This is a genomic window from Micromonospora sediminicola (genome assembly GCF_900089585.1).
Lineage (GTDB): Bacteria > Actinomycetota > Actinomycetes > Mycobacteriales > Micromonosporaceae > Micromonospora > Micromonospora sediminicola.
In genome coordinates this window covers 4,379,219-4,401,195 of the sequence record NZ_FLRH01000003.1, presented here as the reverse complement: position 1 = coordinate 4,401,195, position 21,977 = coordinate 4,379,219, and the positions used below count along the sequence as shown (strand labels likewise).

The following is a 21,977-nucleotide window of genomic DNA, read 5'->3' as shown; positions in this document are numbered from 1 at the left end:
GCGGTGGGAGCGGTGAGTTCGGCGGCGGGGCGCGGTCCTACCTCCGACGACCCGACCGTGGAGGTTCCATGTCCGACACCCCGACCCGCGACGAGCTGTGGGCGCTCACCCACGCCGAGCGTGCCGCCCTCGCCGACGACCTGGCCGCGCTCGACCCGGCGCGGTGGGCGCAGCCTTCGTTGTGCGGCCGCTGGACGGTCGAGGAGGTGCTCGCGCACCTCACCGCCGCGGCGAGCGTCGGCCGGGCCCGTTGGGTGGCCAGCGTGCTCGGCGCCCGGTTCGACTTCGACCGGCACAACGACCGCCGACTGGCGGAGCACCGGGGCGCCGATCCGGGGGAGACGCTCGACCGGTTCCGCCGGGTTCTCGGCAGCACCACGTCGACGTTCGGGCCGACCGAGGCCTGGCTCGGTGAGGTGATCGTGCACGCCCAGGACATCCGCCGTCCGCTCGGTCTGGACCGGACGCCGCCGGTCGGCGCGGTCACGCCGGTCGCCGCCTTCTACGCACGGCGGGACTTCACGGTGGCCGGACGCAGCGCAGTCGACGGCCTGCGGGTGGAGGCGACCGACGGTCCCTTCGCCGCCGGGGCCGGCCCACTGGTCAGCGGCACCACCCTGGCGCTGACCATGGCGATGGCGGGCCGGGCCGTCTACTGTGACGACCTCACCGGGCCCGGCGTGCCCACCCTGCGCCGGCGTTGCGCTCCGGCCTGACCACCCGAATGGCGCGCCGCTCGTGCCGGTGCGCCGTCCCGCCGTCCCGCCGCGAGACACGGAGCGCGGGGACCGGACGACGCGCTTGTCGGGAGGCCGCGCCGTGACCCTCGACGCCGTGCGCCGAGCCGACCGGCGCTGCGGTGAGCATACTCAGTATGTTCACCCGCACGCCGCCCTCGCGCCGCCGCCTGGCCCTGCTCGCCCCGTCGCCCGCGTCCTGCTCGGCTTCCTCGACTTCGTACAGCGGGTCAACCTGCCCGGGGTGGTCCGTCGGGTGCTGCTGGCCACCCCCGAGGGGGTCACGGTCACGCGACGGCGTCGAACCGCCGGCCGAGAGCGCGGCGATCGTCTCCCTGTGACCGGGTGGGCGTTCACGGGGTCACCGGCCGGGCGGCCCGCGGATAGGATTCGTCGATGCCAGGGCTGAATCCACCGTTGTATGTGGTCGCGGACGTGCACGGGCACCGATCCGAGCTGAGGGGCGTGCTTCGCGACGAGGGGTTGGTCGACCGCGACGGGCGGTGGTCCGGCGGATCGGCCCGGCTCTGGTTCCTGGGCGACTACGTCGATCGTGGTCAGGACGGCATCGGGGTGATCGAGGACGTGCGGCGGTTGGCCGCGTCCGCTGAGGAGGCCGGCGGCGAGGTGCGGGCGTTGCTCGGCAACCACGAGGCTCAACTGCTCGCCGCACACCGGTTCGGCACCACACCGATCCCCGGGTGGGACGAACCCGGGGGCTTCCGGGGTGGTTGGGCACGGTTCGGCGGCCGGGAGGACGACCTTGCCCGGCTGACGCCCTGGCACATCGACTGGATCATGAGTCTGCCCGCCGTCGCGGTCGTCGACGGTTACCTGCTCGTGCACTCCGACACCGCGCGATATCTGGAGTTCGGCTCGGACGTCGCAGCCGTCAACGCGGCCGTGGCGGCGGCCATGGCCTCGTCGGACGGTGTCGAGTGGCTGGAGTTCTGCGGGCGGATGAGCGACCGGGGGGCGTTTCGGAAGGCCGAGCCGGCGCGCCCGGACGACGCGGTGTCGACGATGTTGCTCGCGCTCGGCGGGGACGTCCTGGTGCACGGGCACAGCACGCTCACCAAGCACTTCGGCGTGGCGCCGGATGACGTGCGGGAGGCGCTGCGTTACGCCGACGGCCGGGTCGTCGCCATCGACGGTGGGGTCTACGAGGGTGGCCGGGTCCTGCTCACCCGCCTGGTCTGACATGGCGGACGCTCGCCCACGGGGCCGACGGGCGGTCGCCGAGGCGGCGGTGCGCTCCGGGAGGCCTCGAGGGTGACGCCCGGCCATGAGCGCCGGGGAGCATACTCAGTATGCTCCCGCGCATGCCGCCCTCGCGTCACCGCCCGACCCTGCTCGCCCCCGTCGCCGGCATCCTGCTCGGCTTCGTCGACTTCATCTGGATCACGCGGGTGCCGTATCCACTCGCCGAACTCGGCAATTCCACTGCCGTCTGGGCGGTCGCCGCATTCGCGCTCGGCTGGTGGGTCCGGTCGGGTGCGGTGCGGGCCGCCGTGGCCGCCACCGTCCTGCTGGTGGTCGCGGTGCCCAGCTACTACCTGGCGGCCGCGCTGATCCAGGGCGACGACCTCGCTGTGGTCGTGGCGCCCAGTTCGCTGCTCTGGATGGCGTTCGGGGTGCTCGCCGGGGTGGTGTTCGGGGTGGCCGGGACCTGGGCTCGCGCCGACGGGTGGCGCGGGGTGGTCGGCGCCGCGCTGCCGGCCGCCGTGTTCGTCGAGGAGGCGCTGCGCTTCGCCGGCCGCGCGCGGTCCGGCTACCCGGGCGGATGGTGGAACGTCGCGATCGACCTCGCGCTCGCCGCGCTGCTGGTCGTGCTCGTCGGGCGTACCGCCCGGCCGCGGCTGCTCGCGGTGGCCGTGGCGCTGCCACTCGCCGCTGTCGGCGCGTTGGTGTTCGCCGTCGTCTCCGGGTGACACCGCCGCGAACCGATTGACTTTCGATAGCTAGACACCGAAACTCGATACATGAACGATCTCGACGTGCTGGTCGTCGGCGCCGGACTGGCCGGTCTGCACACCGCCACGCTGCTCGCCCGGCGCGGCCACGACGTGCTGCTGGTCGACCGGCGCCCCACCCTGGCCGGCGCGATCCGGACCACCGGCATCTTCGTCCGCCGCACGCTCGACGACTTCCCGCTGCCCGAGGACTGCCTCGGCCCGCCCATCCGGCGCGTCGTGCTCTACCCGCCCGGGCTGCGCCGCCCGGTCACGGTGGACAGCGGGCGCGACGAGTACCGCGTCGGCGACATGGCGGGGCTCTACACGGCCGCCGCGCACGCCGCCGCCGACGCCGGCGTGCGGATCGCGCTCGGCACCCGCTACACCGGCCGGCGGGCCGACGCCCTCGCGCTGCACGGTCCCGACGGGCCGGTCGAGGTCCGCGCCCGGTTCGTCGTCGGCGCCGACGGCGCCCGTTCCCGGGTGGCCCGCGACCTGCGCCTGGACCGCAACCGCCACCTGCTGGTCGGCGCCGAGGAGGTGTTCGGGGTCCCCGCCGGCGAGGGTCCACCCACGTTCCACTGCGTGCTCGACCCCACGCTCGCGCCCGGCTACCTGGCCTGGGTCGTCAACGACGGGCGGCACGCCCACGTCGGCGTCGCCGGCTACCCCGACCGCTTCCCCGGCGGGCTCCGGCAGGCGCTGCGCCGGTTCGCCGCGACGGCCCCGGGACTGCCCGGCGCGGACCGGTCCGGGACGGTCGAGCGGCGCGGCGGGCCGATCCCGGTCGGCGGGCTGCTGCGCCGCATCGGCTGCCCGGACGGGCTGCTGGTGGGCGACGCGGCGGGCGCGGTCAGCCCGCTCACCGCCGGTGGCCTCGACCCGTGCCTGCGGCTGTCCGCGCACGCCGCGGACATCCTCGACGAGGCGCTGCGCACGGGCCGCCGCGAAGCCGTGCGCCGCTACGACGGCGCCGCGCTGCGGGCCCGCTTCCGGGGCCGGCTGACGCTGCGCCGAGGACTGGCCCAGGTGCGCACGCCGGCCGTCGCGACGGCGGCGTTCACCCTCCTGCGGACGCCGATCGGGCGTGCCGCGGCCCGGGGCGTGCTGTTCGGGGACCGGTCGTTCCCCACCCCGTGACGGTCAGGGGATCGGCCACTCGTGCACCGGGCGGTTGCTGTGCATCAGGTCCACGTAGTGGCGGACCACCTCGCGCAGCGCGGCCGGCCGGTCCAGGTGGTCGGCGGACTCCAACCGGTGCAACGTCTCCACCTGCCAGGTCGCGCCGTTGCGGCCGGTCAGGCAGCGCTGCTCGACGATGCCGAGCAGTCGGTCCCGCTCCACCGGGTCCAGGCCCCAGCGGTCGAGCCCGTGGTGGGCCAGCGGCAGCAACCGGCGCAGCACCAGCTCGGTCACCGGCAGGTAGCCCAGGCCCGGCCAGAACACCTGGGCGTCGATGCCGTGCCGGGCGCAGGCGTTGAAGTTCTCCTCGGCGGCGCTGAACGACATCTGGGACCAGAGCGGGCGGTCCGACTCGGCCAACGCCCGGACCACGCCGAAGTAGAACGCGCCGTTGGCGACCGTGTCCAGCACGGTCGGCCCGGCCGGCAGCACCCGGTTCTCCACCCGCAGGTGCGGGCGGCCCCGCAGTACGTCGTAGACCGGCCGGTTCCAGCGGTAGATGGTGCCGTTGTGCAGGCGCAGCTCCGCCAGCTTCGGCACCCCGCCGCTGTGCAGCGTGGTCGCCGGGTCCTCCGGGTCGCAGACCGGCAGCAGCGCCGGGAAGTAGCGCACGTTCTCCTCGAACAGGTCGAACACCGAGGTGATCCAGCGTTCCCCGAACCACACCCGCGGGCGTACCCCCTGGGCCTTGATCTCCTCCGCACGGGTGTCGGTGGCCTGCTGGAACAGCGGGACCCGGGTCTCGCGCCACAGCTCCCGGCCGAAGAACAGCGGGGAGTTCGCGCCGAGGGCCACCTGGATGCCGGCGACCGCCTGGGCGGCGTTCCAGTAGTCGGCGAACTGCGCCGGGCTGACCTGGAGATGGAACTGGGTGCTGGTGCAGGCGGCCTCGGGCGTGATGGTGTCGGCGGTGGTGGCCAGCCGCTCCACCCCGCTGATCGCGATCGGCAGGTCCTCGCCCCGGGCGGCGAAGATCTGCTCGTTGAGCAGCGCGTAGCGCGGGTTGGCCGAGAGCGAGGACGCGGTCAGGTGCTCCGGGCGCAGCGTCGGCAGGATCCCGATCATGACCATGTGCGCGCCGACCGTGCGCGCCTTCTCCTCGGCGGCGTTGAGGCTGGCCCGGACGTGCTCCTCGAACTGGGCGGTGCCGGTGCCGGCGAGCCGGCGCGGCGCGACGTTGATCTCCACGTTGAACTGGCCCAGCTCGGTCTGGAACGCCGGGTCGGCGATCGCCTCCAGCGCGTCGGCGTTGCGCATCGCCGGGTCGAACCCGTCGTCGACCAGGTTCAGCTCGATCTCCAGCCCGGTCATCGGCCGTTCCACGTCGAACCGGGACTCGCGCAGCATCTCGGCGAAGACGTCGAGGCACCGCCGTACCTTGTCGCGGTAGCGGGCCCGGTCCTCCCGGCTGAAGGTGCGCGCGCCGACGTCCTCGCCCATGGTCACCACCCTGTCACCGTTGGTCCTCCCAACCTCGCACGGAGCGGCGGGTCAGGAAAGGCCTGAAGGACCTTTTCTGTACCCCGTGCCGCCCCCGCTGATCCCCGGCGGTAAGGAGGGGCCCCCTCTTAACGCCTCGTGCATAGGCGGGGCCCCCTTTTAACACCTGGCAACCGCGCGGCCGGCTACCATGGGCCGCCGGTCGAAGGGGGAGTGTTGATGCGCGACGGGTGGATCCGGGCGTTCGTGTGGGCGGCGATCGCCGAGGCGTGCTCCTGGGCGGCGCTGCTGGCCGGCATGGCGGTCAAGTACGGGCCGCCGCGCGACGAGATCGGCGTGCAGATCTTCGGCCCGATCCACGGCGGTCTCTTCGTGGCGTACGGGCTGCTGGCGCTCGTGGTGGCCCGGCGCCGCCGCTGGTCGCTGGTGCAGACCGGGCTGGCGCTGGCCAGCGCCGTGCCCCCGTTCGCCACGGTGCTGTTCGAGCGCTGGGCCCGTAGCCGTGGCCTCCTCGCCGCTCCCGCCGTGCCCGCCGAGCCCTCGCTCACCCGCGTCGGTGGTTAACAAGGGGCCCCGCCTCTACCGCAGGCGTTAAGAGGGGGCCCTTCCTTTCAGGTGAGGGCGGAGCAGGCGGCGACGCCGAGCACCAGCGCCGCGCCGAGCGCCGCCTGCAGCAGCAGCGCCGGCCCGAGATGCGACCAGAGCGTCGCGGTACGCGGGGTGAGCAGCTGCCCGGTGGTGAGGTTGACGATCCGCTCGATCCGGGGCGGCAGGTCGCCGTCGCGCTGCGGGCGCAGCGTGAGCTGGATGTGGTCGCCCGGGTGCAGCGCGCTCTGCGGCAGGTGGCCGTGCAGCTCGACCTCGACCAGCCGGTCGGCGGCGTCGCGCACCCGGACCGGGGTGACCAGGAACTCCGGCCCCTTCTTCAGCTCCTTGAAGCTGCGCCGGGCGCCTCCGCCGCCGTTGCTGAGCAACGCGCGCACCACCCGCAGCAGCAGCCCCACCACCCCGGCCGCGGTCAGCACCGCCACCAGCGCCGGCTGCCCGACCCGGACCTCCCGGGCGTAGCCCTCCATCAGCCGCACCAGGCGTCCGGTGACGATGCGTTCCGTCGGTCGGACGACGCGTCGGGTGTGCAGCTCCGTGTCCATGTTCACCACCGAGAGTTCCGTTCCGTGCACAGATGGTATCGGTCCTTCGGGTTGAACGACGTGAATGAACGGCGGTCACGCCCCACCGGTGGAAGGTGACATCGGCCGGGGCGCGGGTATGCGTGCGGCCGAGCTGGAAAGGGGTCGAGCATGCAGCTGTCCTTCCTGCGCCCGCTCTACGACCGTCCCGGGCCCTGGTGCTCGGTGTATCTGGACGCCTCCCGGGACACCCACGACGCCCGTCCGCAGGTCGACCTGCGATGGCGCGCCCTCAAGGGGAACCTGTTGGCCCAGGGCGCCGATCCGGTCACCGTCGAGGCGGTGGAGGAGGTGGTCCGCCGGCACGACCCGATGCCGGGCGACTACGGCATCGCGGTCTTCGCCACCCGGGGCCGGGTGGTGCTCACCGAGTACCTCTCCGCGCCGCCGCTGCGGGACCTGGCCACCTGGTCCGCCCTGCCGCACACCATGCCGCTCGTCGCCCAACGGGGCGAACAGGTGGCCTGGGTGCGGGTGCTGGCCGACCGCACCGGCGCGGACGCGATGGCGGTCAGCGCCGGCGGGGTGCCCCGACGGGCCCAGGTGGCCGGTGGACAGAGCCGGCAGCTGCGGCGCGTGCAGCCCGGCGGTTGGTCGCAGTCCCGCTACCAGCGGGCCGCCATGGAGGCCTGGCACCAGAACGCCGGCGACGCCGCGGCGGCCACGGCCGACCTGGCCGAGCGGGTGGGCGCCGACGTGGTCGTCGTCGCCGGGGACGTCCGGGCCACCGGGATGATCGCCGCCCAGCTGCCCGAGCGGTGGCAGGACGTGCTGGTCCGCACCGACGCCGGATCCCGCGACCCGGGCGCCGACGACACGCTGATGGACGACATCACGGTGCAGACGGTCGCCGAGGTCGCCGACCGCCGGATCGCCGCCGCGCTCGACCGGTTCGGCGTGCAGGAGGACGTCGGCGCCGGCCTCGACGCGGTGGTCGCCGCGCTGCAACGCAACCAGGTCGACACCATGCTGATCGTCGACGACGCCTCCGCCGACGGCGAGCTGTGGGTCGGGCCCGAGCCGACCGAGATCGCCACCGACCCGGCGCAGCTGGCCGGCATGTCGGTGGCCGACCCGCAGAAGGTACGCGCCGACGCCGCGCTGCTGCGCGCGCTGATCGGCACCGACGCCGACGTGACGGTGCTCGCGCCGGAGGAGGCGCCGGAGCTGACCGACGGGGTCGGCGCGGTGCTGCGCTACGTCGACGCCGGCACCCCGGGGCGGGGCGATGGCTGAGCGTACCGTCGCCGACCTGGTGGTCGAACGCCTGCGGGCCTGGCGGGTGCCGCGGGCCTTCGGCTATCCCGGCGCGGCGATCGCGCCGATGCTGGCCGCGCTGGACGAGGCGGGCGGGGACCCGGAGTTCGTCCCCGCCCGGCACGAGGAGACCGCCGCGTTCATGGCCACCGGGCACGCGAAGTTCACCGGCGGCATCGGGGTGTGCCTGGCCACCCAGGGTCCCAGCGCGGTGCACCTGCTCAACGGCCTCTACGACGCCAAGCTGGACAGCAAGCCGGTGGTGGCGATCATCGGCGAGGACGTCAGCGGCCCGCTCGGCGGCGCGCACGAGGAAATCGGCCTGAGCCGGCTCTTCGGCGACGTGTGCAACCAGTTCGTCCGCTACGGCCGCAGTCCGGAGCAGGTGCCGGCGCTGCTGGACCAGGCGTTCCGCACCGCGGCGGCCACCCGCAGCCCGACCTGCGTGGTGCTGCCGCGGGCCCTGCAGGTGACGGTCGTGCCGGACCTGCTGCCGCAGACCGCCGGTGTGGTCACCGCGACGCCCGGCGAACCGCTGGCCCGGGTGCTGCCCCACGAGGCCGACCTGGACGCCGCCGCCGCGCTGCTGGGCACCGGAGCGCGGGTGGCCCTCCTGGTCGGTCAGGGCGCGCACGGCGCGGAGGAGGAGATCGTCGCGCTCGCCGACCGGCTCGGCGCCGGCGTGGCCACGTCGTTGCTCGGCAAGCCGGTGCTGGACGAGCGGCTGCCCTTCCACACCGGGGTGCTCGGTGAGGTCGGCACCACGGCCGCCGCGCAGCTGATGGGCGGCTGCGACACGCTGCTGATGGTCGGCACCAACGACCCGTGGACCGACTGGTTCCCGCTGGTCGGTCAGGTCCGCACCATCCAGATCGACATCGACGGCCGGCGGATCGGCACCCGCTACCCGGTCGACGTGCCGCTGGTCGGCGACGCCGCCGAGACGCTGCGCGCGTTGCTGACCCGGGTGCCGGAGCGGCGCAACGGGCAGTGGCGGAGCGTGGTGGAGAGGTCGGTGGACCGGTGGCGGGAGGCCGCCGCGGAGCGCGCCGCCGCCCCGGCCGAGCCGGTCAACCCGCAGCTCGTGCTCCGCGAGCTGTCGGCCCGGCTGCCCCAGCGGGCCTCGGTCGCCGTCGACGTCGGCTCGGTCGTCTACTGGTACGCCCGGCACCTGGAGCTGCCCCCGGGCGTGCAGGCCCGGCTCTGCGGCACGCTCGGCTCGATGGGCTGCGCCCTGCCCTACGCGGTGGCCGCCAAGCTGGCCCGACCGGACGAGCCGGTGCTCGCGCTGCTCGGCGACGGTGCGATGCAGCTCAACGGCCTGGCCGAGCTGATCACGGTGGCGCACCACTGGACCGAGTGGCGGGACCCGCGGCTGGTGGTGCTGGTGCTGAACAACCGGGACCAGTCCGGTGTGGGCGGGGGACGGCCGCCGGGCGTTCTCACCGACCGGCGTCCGGCCGTGCCGTACGCCGGGTGGGCCCGACTGCTCGGGCTGCACGGCGTCCGGGTGGACCGGCCGGAACTGGTCGGCGCGGCCTGGGACGAGGTGTTGGCGGCGGACCGGCCGAGCGTGCTGGAGGCGGTGGTCGACCCGGCCGTGGCGCTGGACGTGCCGGAGCCGGCGTTGGCGGACCTGCGCGGCCTGGTGGCCGACGGGGACGCCGCGCGCCGGGTGCGGGAGCGGGTGAACCAGACCGAGGCCATCGCGGCGGAGGACCTCGTTTAGCCAGCTCACGTCAGGGCACTGCCTCGAGGCAGTCACCTCAGGAGGTCAGATGCCCGCCGCCCCCACCGACCGTCGCTACGGCCCTGCCCCGCTGCCCGGGCCACGCGGGCCGGTCTCCGCCGCCCTGCTCGACGCGCTGCGCGCGGCGCCCGGCGACCTGCCGGCCGGGCTGGGCGTCGAGTTCGGGGCGGTGGCCGAGCCGCTGGTCGACGAGGACCTCCAGCTCACCCTCTTCCTCTGCTACGAGCTGCACTACCGGGGTTGGCGGGGAGTCGCCGACGACTGGGAGTGGGAGCCCTCGCTGCTGGCCCTGCGGGCGCGGGCCGAGCGGCCGTTCGAGGCGGCGCTGCGCCGGCTGGCCGGGCCGCTGCCGGCGGTGCTGCCGGCGGCGCTGCCGGGCGCGCTGACCGACCTGGTGGCGGCCGACGACGGACCGCCGCTCGCCGCCACGCTGCAACGCCGGGCCGACCTCGACCAGTTCCGCGAGTTCGTCACCCACCGCTCGATCTACCACCTGCGGGAGGCCGACCCGCACAGCTGGGCCCTGCCCCGGCTCGGCGGCGCGGCCAAGGCCGCGCTCGTGGAGATCCAGATGGACGAGTACGGCAACGGCCGGCTGGACCGGATGCACGCCGAGTTGTTCCGCGCCACCATGGACCGGCTCGACCTGGACACCGGCTACGGCGTCCACCTGGACCGGGTCCCGGCGGTCACGCTGGCGACCAACAACCTGATGTCGCTGTTCGGCCTGCACCGGCGGCTGCGTGGGGCGCTGCTCGGACACCTGGCCGCGTACGAGATGACCTCGTCGCTGCCGAACCGTCGCTACGGCAACGGGCTGCGGCGGCTCGGCGCCGACGCGGTGGCCACCCGCTTCTACGACGAGCACGTCGAGGCCGACGCGGTGCACGAGCAGATCGCCGCGTACGACCTGTGCGGCGGGCTGGTCCGCGCGGAGCCGGCCCTCGCAGCCGACGTGCTGTTCGGGGCGGCCGCGGCGCTGGCGGTGGACCGTCTCTTCGCCGACCACGTGCTCTCCGCCTGGTCCGCCGGCGGCTCGTCGCTGCGCTCGCCGCACCGGGCTCTCGCCGCCGCGTGACCAAGTGTTAAAAGGGGCCCCTTCCTCTACCGGAGGCGTTAAGAAGGGGCCCTTCCTTAACTGCGGAAGCCGGCAACCTTGTGCGTGCCGTCGCAGAACGGTTTGATCGCGCTCTTGCCGCACCGGCAGAGCGCGACCGTGCCCCGGCGCGTCTCGATCGGTTCCCCGTCCGGGGTCACCAGCGCGAAGTCGCCGCGCACCAGCAGCGGTCCGTCCCGGTACGGGGTGATGGTCGCCGCCGGGGTGCTCTCGTCGTCGGGCATGCGCGGTGCAGTGCCCGTCCCGGTCCGGCCCAAACCCGCTCCCACGTGCCGTTGCGTCCGTGGCGGCGGGGGAGCGGCGCGACGGCGTACCTGGGTGTCCCGGGCGGTGCGGTCGCCCGAGCGGGCGTTGGTCCGCGCCGTGGGGAGATGCCCCGTTTAGACCACAGAGGGACGGGAAGCCGGCCCGCGTGGTGAGCGAACGAGCACAGTCGGGACCGGCGACCGGCGCCGGGCTGCCCGGAGACCGGGTGGTGGCGGCGGGCAGCGCCGCCCGGCTCCTGGTGGCCGCCACCGCCCGGGCGCTGCGCGGCGACGACTGCGGCGACCTCGGCCATCCCGCGGCGCTGTCCCGGCTCCCCGGCACGCCCGAGCCGGTGCGCCGCGCCGCCGCCGGCCGCGCGGCCGGGCGGGCCGCGTTGAGCGCCGCCCAGGTGGCCCGGGTCGACGCCGAACGGGTGGCCGGCTGGTTCGTCGACCAGTACCCGGACCGGCGCTGGCCCGGAGCGGTGCTCGGCTCACCGCACGGCGCGGCCGCGCACCTCGCGGTGGCGCTCGGCGTGCCCTGGCTGCCGGCCGGGTTCGAACTCGCGGCGACCTGGAGCCGGGGCGCGGTGGACCGCCCGGACCGGGCGTACGACCACGGCGCCGCGCTGGCCGGGCGACTGCTCGCCGGCAACCCGCGGCTGCACGTGCGGCAGGTGCACTGCCCGGCCAGCCGGGGCGCGGCGGCCGGCGCCACCGTGACCCTCACCGCCCGCTGGCGCACGCTGCCCACGGCGTACGCGGGGTTCCTGGCCGACCGGCTGGAACCGGCGGCGCCGGTGCTGCTGCTGCACGACGCGCGCACGTGGCCGGTGCGGGACACGGGCGACGGGCACAGCTTCCAGGCCGGCTGCCCGAGCAGTGGCCTGGACCCGGTCGACTTCCACCCGGACGCGCACGGGCTGCGCCAGGTGCTGCGCGCGGCCGGCGGCGAGGAGACGCGCTGGGCGGCGCCGGAGGTCACGCTGCCGGCCGCGTTCGCCGCACACGGCGTGGAGTCCGGTTTCGAGCACGCCGCCCGGGAGTGGGGCGATCGGCACGGGCACCCGCTGCACCGGGTGGTGGTGCCGCAGCCGGACGTGCTCAGCGCGGCGACCGCCGACCTGTACCGCCGGTGGCTGCGCCGGGCCGGCAAGACCGGCGACCGGCTGGTCGTGGAGTGCGGCCGGCTGCTCGACCCGGGGCAGGTGCTGCGGGCCGGTCTGGTGCCCTACTGGTGCGAGAACGCCACCCGCCGGCGGGTCGAGGGCGCGGAGTGGTGGCTGGCCGGCAGCGAGCCGTTCACGTCGGTGGACGTGCTGCCGGAACCGCCCGGGCTCCGCTCGCCCGCGCTCGCCGGGCTGCCCCAGTGGCTCGCGGTGGCCGGCTTCGGGCGGCGCCGGCGGGCCCTCGACCGGGGCGCGGCCCGCGGCTACCCGGTCACCTCGGTTCCCACCCGACGTGCCACGGAGGTGTTGCGCAACCAGCCCCGCGACCTGCCCGCGCCGCCGCCGCTGCGGATGGCCGAGGCCCTCGCCGCGCTCCGGGACTCCGGCGCGCACCAGGGTCTGCTGGTCTGCTGAGCGCGGCGCCCGCGCCGGCGGCCCCGGCCGGCCGGCCAACCTGGCGAAACATCCTCGCGATCCTGCGGTCCGTGATTGAGTACCTACGGAGCGGGAAGTCCGCTCGCCGCGGAACGGCCCACGACGCCGTGCGGCGGGCAGCCACCGCTTTCGACGTGTCCGTCACGTAACCAACTTCCTCACCCGGTGCGTGGTCCGACCACGCGCACGACCGGTTCCGACCGGGCGGGGGGATCTTCGGCGAGGGAGGCGCGGATGTTCGGTCAGACCACCACGACACCCACCCCACCGACCAACGAGCGGGGTCTGGAGGACCTCGACGCGGCGGCGCTCGCGTACGCGGCCCGGATCGAGGGGCTGCCACCCGAGCGGCGGCAGGAGGCGCGGGACGACCTGGTCCGCTTCGCGTTGCCGTTCGCCGGCCGGCTGGCCCGCCGCTACCGGGGACGCGGGGAACCGCTGGAGGACCTGGAGCAGGTGGCCCGGCTCGGTCTGGTCAACGCCGTCGACCGGTACGACCCGGAGCGGGGTTCGTTCACCGCGTACGCGGCCATCACCATCGTCGGCGAGATCAAACGCCACTTCCGGGACCGCACCTGGGGCGTGCACGTGCCGCGCCGGCTGCGCGACCTGATCCTGGAGGTGGGGCAGGCGACGGCCACGTTGACCAGCGAGCTGTCCCGGGCCCCGTCCGTGGCCGAGCTGGCGGAACGGCTGGAGACGCCGGAGGAGGAGATCCTCGCCGCGCTGGAGTCGGCCGCCGGCTACAGCCCGGCCTCGCTCAACGCGCCGGTCGGGGGGGAGAGCTCGGCCGAGTTCGGCGACCTGGTCGGCGAGTCCGACAACGCGCTGGAGTCGGTCGACGACCGGGTCACGGTCAGCGGCCTGCTGCACCGGTTGCCCTGGCGGGAGCGGCGGATCCTGGCCATGCGGTTCTACGGCAACCAGACCCAGGCGGAGATCGCCGCCCGCTTCGGCATCTCGCAGATGCACGTCTCCCGGCTGCTGTCCCGGGCGCTGACCTGGCTGCGCCAGGCGATGCTCGCCGACGCCCCGCCGCCGTGGCAGAACGGGGCGGCCGAGACCGAACCGGCCAAGGCCCGGATCTCGGTGCGGCAGAACGGCGACCGGGTGGTCGTCGAGGTCGGTGGCGAGGTGGACCGGGCCGGCGCGGACCAGCTGCGTCGGGCGATGCTGGAGGCGGTCACCGGGCAGCCCCGCGAGGTCATCGTCGACCTGGTCGGCGCGGGCGGCTTCGACGCCGGCGGGATCGCCGCCCTGATGGCGGGTCGGGACGCCGCCGTGCGGACCGGGGTGCCGCTGCGGCTGACCCGGGTGCAGCCCGCGGTACGCCGTTCGCTGGCCGCCGCCGGCCTGCCCGCCGCCGACTGACGCGCATACGCGACGCCGGCTCCCGAACGGGGGAGCCGGCGTCTGCGCGTACCCGGGAACGGGGGCCGGAGCCCGACGGCGCCGGTCCCCGTTCCCGGTCAGTTCTCCGGGGTGTCGCCGTGTCCGCGCGGGTGCCGCCAGCGGTCGTTCGGCTGCTCCTCGCGCTGGGCGCCGAGGATCGTCTCCTCCGGCTCGTCGGTCTCCTCGAAGCTGGGCCGGCGGACCTCTTCCGGCTCCGGCACGTCGACCGGCCGGGCGCCGGACTGCGGCGCGGGTTGGTACTCCACCGCCTCGCGGGCGCCGTGCGCGCCCTCGGCGGCCGGCGACTCGGGCACCTTCGCGACGTGGTGCAGCTCCTCGGTGAAGTGCTGCGGCGGCTTGGTGGTCCGCTGGGGCAGGTCGCGGCCGAGGTCGGAGACGAGCGGGCCGTACTTGGCGTCGAAGGCCGGCCGCTCGGAGCGGATCCGGGGCATCCGGTCGAAGTTGCGCAGCGGCGGCGGGCAGGTGGTGGCCCACTCCAGCGAGTTGCCGAAGCCCCACGGGTCGTCCACCGTGACCATGGCGCCGTAGCGCCACGACTTCCACACGTTGTAGATGAAGAACAGCGTCGACGCGCCGAGGACGAACGAGCCCACCGTGGAGATCTCGTTCAGCACGGTGAAGCCGTCGCCGGGCAGGTAGTCGGCGTAGCGGCGTGGCATGCCCTCGTTGCCCAGCCAGTGCTGCACCAGGAAGGTGGCGTGGAAGCCGACGAACATCGTCCAGAAGTGGATCTTGCCGAGTCGTTCGTCGAGCAGTCGGCCGGTCATCTTCGGGAACCAGAAGTAGACCCCGCCGAACGCGGCGAACACGATGGTGCCGAAGAGCACGTAGTGGAAGTGCGCCACCACGAAGTACGAGTCGGTGACGTGGAAGTCCACCGGCGGGCTGGCCAACAGCACGCCGGTGAGGCCGCCGAGCAGGAACGTGACCAGGAAGCCGACCGCGAACAGCATCGGCGTCTCGAACGTGATCTGCCCCTTCCACATGGTGCCGATCCAGTTGAAGAACTTCACGCCGGTGGGCACCGCGATCAGGTAGCTGAGGATGCTGAAGAACGGCAGCAGCACCTGGCCGGTGGCGAACATGTGGTGCGCCCACACGCTCATCGACAGCACCGTGATGGCGACGGTGGCCAGGACCAGGCCGGTGTAGCCGAAGATCGGCTTGCGGGAGAAGACCGGAATGATCTCGGTGATGATGCCGAAGAACGGCAGCGCCACGATGTAGACCTCGGGATGCCCGAAGAACCAGAACAGGTGCTGCCACAGCATCGGGCCGCCGGTGGTCGGATCGTAGACGTGCGAGTGCAGGATCCGGTCCGAGGCGAGCGCGAACAGCGCGGCCGCCAGGAGGGGGAACACGAAGATCACCAGCACGCTGGTGAGCAGCATGTTCCAGGTGAAGATCGGCATCCGGAACATGGTCATGCCAGGGGCGCGCAGGGTGAGGATCGTGGTGATCAGGTTGACCGCGCCGAGGATCGTGCCCAGACCGGAGATGGCCAGGCCGACCACCCACATGTTCGCCCCGACGCCCGGGCTGTGCTGCGCGGTGCTCAGCGGCGTGTACGCGGTCCAACCGAAGTCCGCCGCACCCTGCGGGGTGACGAACCCCGCCATCACCATCGTGCCGCCGAACAGGTACAGCCAGTACGCGAACGCGTTCAGGCGGGGAAACGCCACGTCGGGGGCGCCGATCTGCAGCGGCACGATGTAGTTGCCGAACGCGAAGACCAGCGGGGTGGCGAACAGCAGCAGCATGATCGTGCCGTGCATGGTGAACATCTGGTTGTACTGCTCCGGGGAGAGGAACTGCATCCCCGGCCGGGCCAGTTCGGCCCGGATCACCAGGGCCAGCACGCCCCCGATCAGGAAGAAGATGAACGACGTGCTCAGGTAGAGCAGCCCGATCACCTTCGCGTCGGTGGTCCGCAGCAACCGCCACAGCGCGTTGCCCTTCACCGCCTCCCGGACGGGGCCGGGATATCCCCCGAACCGGGCCGGCGCGAGAATCGCGGGCCCCCGGTCTCGTGCCGGCTCCGTGACTACCCGCTTGGGCATGGCATCTCACCCCGTGTGACGACAGACAGGACGGGCGCGCGTACCCGGCCCTCTGACCATGTAACCAGGCGAGAGCGGAGAATTCGGTCAGTTCGCCGGGAGCATGGCCCAGACGACCTTGCCGGCGCCGACCGGCGTGCTGCCCCAGCGCTGGGTCAGCTCGCGGACCAGCATCAGCCCCCCGGCCCCCCTCCGCCCGCGGGTCACGGGAGGTCGCGGCCCGCGCGTCGGCCGGGCTGCCGTCGAGCACCGCCACCCGCAGGTACGGCCGCCGCAGCGTCAACGTGACCTGCATCGGGGTGCCGGCGTGCCGGACCACGTTGCCGACCAGCTCGCTGAGCACCAGCGACGCCGGACCGGCCAGCTCCGGCACGTTCCACCGGCCGCACGCCTCGGTCACCAGCTCCCGGGCCCGCCGGCAGGCCCCGGCGACCGGTTCCAGCCGGGCCCGCAGCCGGGGCGACGCCGCCGTGCCGGCCAGCGCCGTGGCCTCGGCGCAGTCGCGGCGCACCGGCACCACCCGGCAGGCGGTGGTCTCGGCCAGCCACGCCGCCGTCGTCGGCGGGGGAGCGGAGAGGACCATCGGCACCGCCGGCCAGTCGGCGGCCCGCCGGGCCGCCGCGGCGAACACGGACAGCGCCAGCGGCTCGGTGACGTCGATCTCCTCCAGGTCGACCACGAGCGCGTCCGGCTGCTCGGCGAGGCACCGGTCCAGCACCTCGTGCACCGCGCGCATCGTGCCCAGGTCGAGCGCCCCGGCCAGCCGCACCACGGTGACCGGGGACTCGTCGCGGACCTCGCACCTGATCCGGGTCGACATCGGGCCCTCGTTTCTGTCCGTCGGGGAGGACTACGGACGTACCCGGGGCATGGGCCGGTGAAACCGGGCACCGGGGCCGGGAGGAGCAGGTCAGCGACGGTGCGCGCGCCGGCCGGCCAGCAGGCCCAGGGCCGGCATGGCCACCCCCAGCAGCAGGTGCAACCAGGTGCCGGCCCGGTCGACCGCCAGGAGGTTCGCCGCGCTGCGCCGGTCGACCGCCAGGTCGTAGAGCCAGAGCACCAGGAAGATCGCGCCGCCGCCGAGCAGGAACGCCCGCGCGCCGGCGACCGTGCGGGCCAACGCCAGACCGGCCACCCCGAGGACCAGGTTCACGAGGTTGTGCAGCGCCGAGACCTGAAGCAGCCCGAGCAGCCGCGCGCCCGATCCCGGCCCGGCGAACCGCAGGTCGGCGTAGGCGCTGGTCACCCCCGGCACGAAACCCAACGCGCCGAGCAGCAGCAGGAACACGGCGAACGCCGAGGCGACCCGGCGCACCGGCGCCCGCCCGTCGGCCGGGTTGCGCCGGGCCCGGGAGTGCGCCATCGAGTTCGTCACGCCGGCCCTCCTCGCCACCGCGGGACCGACGGTTTCCCCGGCCCACCCACGGCAAACGCCGCAACGGTGGGCCGGGGCCCCGCTCAGACGGGCTGCAACGGCACCGTGGCGCCGTGGCGGACCCGGTCGTACAGCTCCACGTACCGCTCGGCCATCCGGGCCGGGGTGAACCGGGTCGCGGCCTCCCGCCGGCACTCGTCCGGCTCCAACAGCCCGGCCGCCAGCACCAGGTCGCCCAACTCCCGCTCGTCCGCGGTGAGCAGGCCGGTGCGGCCGTGCTCGATCAACTCCGGCAGGCAGCCCCGGGCGGTGGCCACCACCGGCGTGCCCAGCGACAGCGACTCGACCACGGCCGTCCCGCCCGGCTCCTCCCACCGCAGCGGGAACAACGACGCCCGCGCCGAGGCGACCAGGTCGTCGCGCTCCCGCCCGGCCACCGTGCCCACCCAACGCACCCGGTCACCGTCGACGTAGGGGGCGACGTGCTCGTGGAAGAACCGCACGTCCGGGTTCTGCCGGGCCTCGTCCCCGGCCGCGGCCAGGTCCTCCGGCCGGTGGTAGGGGCCGACCGGGCCGGCCAGCACCAGCGGGAAACCCACCTCGTGGGCCAGCCGGGCGCCCAGGTCCTGGCCCTTGCCCGGATTGATCCGGCCGAGGATCACCAGGTGGTCGCCCTTCGGCGTGGTCGGCCGGCGGTCCGCGTCCACGGCGAGCGGCGTGGACAGGTGCACGTGGCCGACCGAGTGCTCCCGCAACGCCCGCGGCGCCCGGGCCAGCTGCGACGCGGACACCCCGTTCACCCGGACCCGGTCGCCGCCGTCGAGGGTGCCGTACAGCTCCGGGTGCTTGGCCAGGTCCCAGTGCAGCGTGTGCAGCGCGGGCGGGGCGTCCGGGCCCATCGCGGCCATCGTGGCCAGCCCGACCGCCTCCACGTGGTCGTGCACCAGGTCGATGTCGTCCCGGCGGTGCAACGCCCGCACCACGCCGGCCAGGTGCGCCTGCGACACGCCGCAGACCTGGTTGTACGGCCGCTGCAACGCGGAGAACTGCCCGTCCGGGAAGACCGCGATCTTCTCGTCCACCGGCAACGTGCTGCTCTCCACCGAGGCCAGCACCACCCGTACGCCGAGCCGGCGCAGCTCCGGCACCAGCGTGGCGACGACGTTCTCGATCCCGCCGTAGCCGGGCGGCGGCACGGACAGCCACGGCCCGGCGTTCATCAGCACGGTGAGCGTCATGCGCTGTCCTCTCTCAGTGTTTCCGGTGTCACGCGGCACCTGCTGTTGTTCGTGACTGCGGGGCTCGCAAGCTCACTCCTCGCACTCACGCGGCGACCCGGCGGTGCGGGATGCGGTGCCGCAGCTGCGCCAGCGGCGGCCGTTCCTCGACCGAGACGTCGTTGACGACGATCTCCCGGTCCAGGTTGGGCAGTGCCTCCGAGCCGCCCCGCCGGAACTGGGTCAGCAGCGCGGTCGGTGCCACCCCGGGCGCCGCCCAGCCGCGCCGTTGCAGCCGCGACCAGGCGGTCAGCATGATCTGCGCCGACATCCGGCCCAGCGCGGCGGTGTCCTGGTGCCGGTGCTTGCGCTCACCCAGGTCGACCTGGGCCAGCGCGTCCAACCCGACCAGCTCCAGCAGGTCGATCAGCATGGCCGTCTCGACGCCGTACCCGGTGACGAACGGCACCCGCTCCAGGACGTCGCGGCGGCCGGCGTACTCACCGGCGAGGGGCTGCACGAAGCCGGCCAGCTCCGGCCAGAACAGGTTGAGCAGCGGCCGGGCCATCAGCTCCGTCACCCGGCCGCCGCCGTCGGGCTCGACGCTCGTCGCACCGACCAGGGGCCGGTGGTAGAAGCCCTTCACGAAGTCCACGCTCGGATCGGTGAGCAGCGGACCGAGCAGCCCGGTGACGAAGTGCGGCCGGAACTCGCGCAGGTCGGCGTCGACGAACGCGACGATGTCCCCCTCGGCCGCTGCCAGGCCGGCCCAGAGCGCGTCGCCCTTGCCGGTCAGGCGCGGCAGGCCACGCGTCATCGCGTCCTGGCTCACCACCTCGGCGCCGGCCGCGCGGGCCACCTGGGCGGTGCGGTCGGTGGACCGGGAGTCCACCACGATCAGCTCGTCGACCAGTGGCACCCGGTCGATCAGGTGTTCCCGGATCGTCGACACGATCGCGCCGACCGTGGCCTCCTCGTTACGTGCCGGCAGCACCACGCTGACCCGGCTGTTCCCCTTGGCCCGGACCAGCCGACGGGCCGGCCAGTCGCCGGCCGTACTGGTCCGGTACGTGGCCCACGCCTCCACCACCGGTGAGACGGTCACATCTGAATCCCGCACGGGCACCCCCATCAGTGGCGGAATCGCGAACTCCTGTTTTTCCCAGTACCGCATCCGCGCTAACCGGATCTTGCCTAACAACTCGATCACCAGGTGCGTACCGGGTGGTTCCCGGCGGATGAACGTTGCGTTGCGCACCACCTCGCGTTTGGCGGGACGCCGGCCAGGGGAGTGCTGTCGACGGTTTGTTCAGTCGTGGTGGGAGGGGCGGTCGGATGCGGGTGGGACTGGTCGGAGCCGGCGGGGTGGCGCAACGCCACGCCCGCGTGCTCACGGGGTTCGAGGACGTGGAACTGCTCGGTGTGACCGACGTCGCGCCGGACGCGGCGCGGGCGCTCGCCGACGCGCACGGCGGGCGGACCTTCCGGGACGTGGAGGAGCTGCTCGCCGCCGGCCCGGACGCGGTGTACGTCTGCGTGCCGCCGTTCGCCCACGGCCCGGCGGAGGAGGCGGTCGTCGCCGCCGGCGTACCGATGTTCGTGGAGAAGCCGGTCGCGGTCGACCTGGAGACGGCCGAGCGGATCGCCGACCTGGTGCAGCGGCGCGGCCTGCTGACCGGCGTCGGGCACCACTGGCGCTACCTGCACGTGGTCGAGGAGGCGCGGCGGCTGCTCGCGGACCGTCCGGTGCGCATGGTCAACGGCGCCTGGCTGGACAAGGTGCCGCCGGTCGCCTGGTGGGCCCGGCGGGACCGCTCCGGTGGCCCGGTGGTCGAGCAGGCCGCCCACGTGCTGGACCTGGTCCGGCTGCTGGTCGGTGAGGCCACCGAGGTCACCGCGTACGGCGACGGGACGCCGCCGCCGGTCGACGGCGCCGACATCGACTCGGTCACCGCGGCCACGCTGCGCTTCGCCTCCGGGGCGGTCGGCACGCTCGCCGCGGCCTGCGTGCTCACCTGGAAGCACCGGGCCGGGCTGGAGATCCTCGCCGACGGCCTGGCCCTGTCGCTGGCCGAGGACGGCCTGACGATCCGCGACGCGGACGGCGAGCGGCACCTGCCCGCCGACCCGGACGGCGCCCGGGTCGCCGTCGACCGGGCCTTCGTCGACGCCGTCCGGGGCGTCGGCGACGACGTCCGGGTCCCGTACGCCGAGGCCCTGCGCACCCAGCGGCTCGCGCTGGCGGTCGCCGAGTCGGCGCGGACCGGCCGTCCGGTGGCGCTGCCCACCGGCCCGGCGGCCCGGCTCACGGCCGCGGTCGCGGACGCGGGGGTGGGTGTCGATGCGTGACCGGGTGGTGGTGGTCAGCGGCCCGGGCCGGGTCGAGCTGGTCGAGCAGGAGGCGGCCGAGCTTCGCGAGGGCGCCTTCCGGGTGGAGACGCTCTTCAGCGGCGTCTCCGCCGGCACCGAGCTGAGCTACGTCAAGGGCACCAACCCCTATCTGCACGTCACCTGGGACGCCGCGCTCGGGCTGTTCCGGCCGGGGGAGGCGAGCACCCCGTACCCGGTGACCCGGCTCGGTTACATGCAGGTCGGCCGGGTGGTGGAGAGCCGCACGCCGGCGGTCGCGCTGGGCACGGTCGGGGCCATGACGTACGGCCACCGCAGCGGCTGGGTCGCCGACCCGGTGGCCGAGCGGTTCGTGCCGTTGCCCGACGACCTCGACCCGCTGCTCGGCGTCTACGTCGCGCACATGGGCCCGATCTGCGCCAACGGGCTGCTGCACGCCGCCGCCGACCTGTGCGGCACGGACGTGCGCACGCTCGGCGACGGGGTACGCGGCCGCCGGGTCGCGGTGGTCGGTAGCGGCGTGGTCGCCCTGCTCACCGCGCTGTTCGCCCGCCGCCACGGCGCCGCCTCGGTGGTCGTGGTGGACCCGACGCCGGCCCGCCGTCAGGTGGCCGAGGCGCTCGGCCTGGAGACGCTCGACCCGGAGGCCGACGACCCGGCGGTGGTGCTCAAGACCCGGTGGAACCACGCCGCCGGCGACCGGGGCGCGGACGTGGTGTTCCAGTGCCGGGGCCAGGACTGGGCGTTGCAGCTGGCGCTGCGGCTGCTGCGGCCCCAGGGCACCGTGATCGACCTGGCCTTCTACCAGGGCGGCGCGACCGCGGTCCGGCTCGGCGAGGAGTTCCACCACAACGGGCTGTCGCTGCGCTGCGCGCAGATCGGCCGGGTGCCCCGTGGCCTCGCCCCGACCTGGGACCGGGAACGGCTCTCCGCCGAGACGGTGGAGCTGCTGCGCCAGTACGGCGAGGAGATCCGCAAGCACGTGGTCTCCGCGGTGGCGCCGCTGGACGAGGCGCCGACCCTGCTGACCGACCTGGCCGAGCGCCGCCGCTCGGAACTGCAGGTGGTCCTGACCGGCTGACCCCG

19 protein-coding genes and 1 pseudogene are annotated in these 21,977 nt (G+C 74.4%); 12 read left to right on the top strand and 8 right to left on the bottom strand.

Going from position 1 to position 21,977, the window contains the following annotated elements; all coding sequences use genetic code 11:
- The first annotated feature begins 68 nt into the window (after positions 1 to 68).
- The 4 genes from GA0070622_RS20270 (at position 69) to GA0070622_RS20255 (ending at position 3,832) form a co-directional block, all read left to right on the top strand.
- Positions 69 to 716 (top strand): maleylpyruvate isomerase family mycothiol-dependent enzyme, encoded by a 648-nt coding sequence (locus GA0070622_RS20270; protein ID WP_091575389.1) that lies wholly within the window; start codon positions 69 to 71, stop codon positions 714 to 716.
- A gap of 417 nt (positions 717 to 1,133) precedes the next feature.
- Positions 1,134 to 1,937, top strand: coding sequence for a metallophosphoesterase (locus tag GA0070622_RS20265; RefSeq protein ID WP_091575386.1), 804 nt, complete (start codon positions 1,134 to 1,136; stop codon positions 1,935 to 1,937).
- Positions 1,938 to 2,059: 122 nt separating this feature from the next.
- Positions 2,060 to 2,668, top strand: coding sequence for a DUF6518 family protein (locus GA0070622_RS20260; protein WP_245666449.1), 609 nt, complete (start codon positions 2,060 to 2,062; stop codon positions 2,666 to 2,668).
- A gap of 51 nt (positions 2,669 to 2,719) precedes the next feature.
- Entirely contained in the window at positions 2,720 to 3,832 is a 1,113-nt protein-coding gene (locus GA0070622_RS20255; RefSeq protein ID WP_091575380.1) for an NAD(P)/FAD-dependent oxidoreductase, read from the top strand.
- Positions 3,833 to 3,835: 3 nt separating this feature from the next.
- On the opposite strand, the gene GA0070622_RS20250 is transcribed toward GA0070622_RS20255, so the two are convergent.
- A complete protein-coding gene (locus GA0070622_RS20250; protein ID WP_091577712.1) occupies positions 3,836 to 5,314 on the bottom strand; it encodes a glutamate-cysteine ligase family protein in 1,479 nt (492 codons plus the stop codon).
- Between the two features lie 219 nt (positions 5,315 to 5,533).
- Between GA0070622_RS20250 and GA0070622_RS20245 the strand changes: the two genes are divergently transcribed.
- A complete protein-coding gene (locus GA0070622_RS20245; RefSeq protein ID WP_091575378.1) occupies positions 5,534 to 5,878 on the top strand; it encodes a DUF3817 domain-containing protein in 345 nt (114 codons plus the stop codon).
- Between the two features lie 47 nt (positions 5,879 to 5,925).
- Here the strand turns inward: GA0070622_RS20245 and GA0070622_RS20240 are convergent, their stop codons facing one another.
- Entirely contained in the window at positions 5,926 to 6,474 is a 549-nt protein-coding gene (locus GA0070622_RS20240) for a hypothetical protein (protein WP_176710558.1), read from the bottom strand.
- A gap of 141 nt (positions 6,475 to 6,615) precedes the next feature.
- On the opposite strand from GA0070622_RS20240, the gene GA0070622_RS20235 reads away from it, so the two are divergent.
- The 3 genes from GA0070622_RS20235 to GA0070622_RS20225 are packed head-to-tail and all read left to right on the top strand — an operon-like array spanning position 6,616 to position 10,589.
- Positions 6,616 to 7,740, top strand: coding sequence for a baeRF2 domain-containing protein (locus GA0070622_RS20235; protein WP_091575375.1), 1,125 nt, complete (start codon positions 6,616 to 6,618; stop codon positions 7,738 to 7,740).
- Entirely contained in the window at positions 7,733 to 9,490 is a 1,758-nt protein-coding gene (locus GA0070622_RS20230) for a thiamine pyrophosphate-binding protein (protein ID WP_091575373.1), read from the top strand. Before GA0070622_RS20235 ends, GA0070622_RS20230 begins: the two co-directional genes overlap by 8 nt.
- A gap of 49 nt (positions 9,491 to 9,539) precedes the next feature.
- Positions 9,540 to 10,589: an iron-containing redox enzyme family protein gene (locus tag GA0070622_RS20225; protein WP_091575370.1), complete on the top strand. Its 1,050-nt coding sequence runs from the start codon at positions 9,540 to 9,542 to the stop codon at positions 10,587 to 10,589.
- 56 nt (positions 10,590 to 10,645) lie between these two features.
- Here GA0070622_RS20225 and GA0070622_RS20220 read toward each other — a convergent pair whose 3' ends face one another.
- A complete protein-coding gene (locus GA0070622_RS20220) occupies positions 10,646 to 10,852 on the bottom strand; it encodes a CDGSH iron-sulfur domain-containing protein (protein ID WP_091575368.1) in 207 nt (68 codons plus the stop codon).
- Between the two features lie 188 nt (positions 10,853 to 11,040).
- On the opposite strand from GA0070622_RS20220, the gene GA0070622_RS20215 reads away from it, so the two are divergent.
- Positions 11,041 to 12,456 (top strand): hypothetical protein, encoded by a 1,416-nt coding sequence (locus GA0070622_RS20215; RefSeq protein ID WP_091575365.1) that lies wholly within the window; start codon positions 11,041 to 11,043, stop codon positions 12,454 to 12,456.
- 255 nt (positions 12,457 to 12,711) lie between these two features.
- A complete protein-coding gene (locus GA0070622_RS20210; RefSeq protein WP_091575363.1) occupies positions 12,712 to 13,848 on the top strand; it encodes a SigB/SigF/SigG family RNA polymerase sigma factor in 1,137 nt (378 codons plus the stop codon).
- 98 nt (positions 13,849 to 13,946) lie between these two features.
- On the opposite strand, the gene ctaD is transcribed toward GA0070622_RS20210, so the two are convergent.
- The 5 genes and pseudogenes from ctaD to GA0070622_RS20185 all read right to left on the bottom strand — a co-directional run bounded on the left by ctaD (position 13,947) and on the right by GA0070622_RS20185 (position 19,674).
- A complete protein-coding gene (gene ctaD / locus GA0070622_RS20205; protein WP_091575360.1) occupies positions 13,947 to 15,950 on the bottom strand; it encodes an aa3-type cytochrome oxidase subunit I in 2,004 nt (667 codons plus the stop codon).
- Positions 15,951 to 16,497: 547 nt separating this feature from the next.
- Positions 16,498 to 16,686, bottom strand: a pseudogene (locus GA0070622_RS33565) (ATP-binding protein); the annotation flags it as partial.
- A gap of 174 nt (positions 16,687 to 16,860) precedes the next feature.
- Positions 16,861 to 17,313: a DUF4383 domain-containing protein gene (locus GA0070622_RS20195; protein ID WP_091577706.1), complete on the bottom strand. Its 453-nt coding sequence runs from the start codon at positions 17,311 to 17,313 to the stop codon at positions 16,861 to 16,863.
- 95 nt (positions 17,314 to 17,408) lie between these two features.
- Positions 17,409 to 18,563 carry a glycosyltransferase gene (locus GA0070622_RS20190; protein WP_091575357.1) on the bottom strand — a complete coding sequence of 385 codons (1,155 nt, stop codon included), beginning with the start codon at positions 18,561 to 18,563 and terminating at the stop codon, positions 17,409 to 17,411.
- A gap of 85 nt (positions 18,564 to 18,648) precedes the next feature.
- Positions 18,649 to 19,674, bottom strand: coding sequence for a glucosyl-3-phosphoglycerate synthase (locus GA0070622_RS20185; RefSeq protein WP_176558873.1), 1,026 nt, complete (start codon positions 19,672 to 19,674; stop codon positions 18,649 to 18,651).
- Between the two features lie 203 nt (positions 19,675 to 19,877).
- Between GA0070622_RS20185 and GA0070622_RS20180 the strand changes: the two genes are divergently transcribed.
- Both GA0070622_RS20180 and GA0070622_RS20175 read left to right on the top strand, forming a co-directional pair.
- Positions 19,878 to 20,891 (top strand): Gfo/Idh/MocA family protein, encoded by a 1,014-nt coding sequence (locus GA0070622_RS20180; protein ID WP_091575354.1) that lies wholly within the window; start codon positions 19,878 to 19,880, stop codon positions 20,889 to 20,891.
- Positions 20,884 to 21,972 (top strand): zinc-binding dehydrogenase, encoded by a 1,089-nt coding sequence (locus tag GA0070622_RS20175; RefSeq protein WP_091575351.1) that lies wholly within the window; start codon positions 20,884 to 20,886, stop codon positions 21,970 to 21,972. Before GA0070622_RS20180 ends, GA0070622_RS20175 begins: the two co-directional genes overlap by 8 nt.
- Positions 21,973 to 21,977: the final 5 nt, after the last annotated feature.